1 pseudogene is annotated in these 522 nt (G+C 50.6%); it reads right to left on the bottom strand.

What is annotated here, in order from left to right:
• Positions 1-118 precede the first annotated feature (118 nt).
• A pseudogene (locus tag MHX61_RS11265) lies at positions 119-522 on the bottom strand (transposase); the annotation flags it as partial.

Below are 522 nucleotides of genomic sequence, written 5' to 3' on the forward strand. Positions count from 1 at the left end.
TTGCGGCTTCACGCCGGTACTCCGGCGTGTACTTCTTGCGCTGTTGATTCACAATGAACATCCTCTCCTACGGACACAAGATCCGTACAAATAGGGTGTCCACTACTTGAGGGTAACCTCATTCGTCGTGCAGTCCTCGGTGGGCGTGCATGAGGTTCTTTATTTGTGAGTTCACCCCGCCTTCTAGCTTGTTGGTCGTGCGTTCCAATCGTTGGTCTTGTTTAGCTTTGGTGAGGTAGGCAAAGAGGTGGCCTTGTTGGCTCATTTTCTTTAGCTGCAAGTAGATTCCGCGGTGGGTGTAGTGGGTGTACCACCATTTTTTGTTGCGGCGTTTGGCTTTTGGAATCTGGTCGAAGGGGACGTCTTTGACGTAGGTTCTGGCTTTGAGCTGGGTGCTAAACACGGTGCCGAACTGTTGTAGTTTTACGGTCCATTCGGCTGCTTTATCCAGGTTGTCAACGGCGAGTAGTTCAAAGGAAAGTCGTTGTAATGCTTTGCCCATAGCGGAAGTGGGATAAAGGC

The organism is Corynebacterium sp. ACRPF (assembly GCF_022347395.1).
In the GTDB taxonomy this organism is placed as follows: Bacteria; Actinomycetota; Actinomycetes; order Mycobacteriales; family Mycobacteriaceae; genus Corynebacterium; species Corynebacterium tuberculostearicum_D.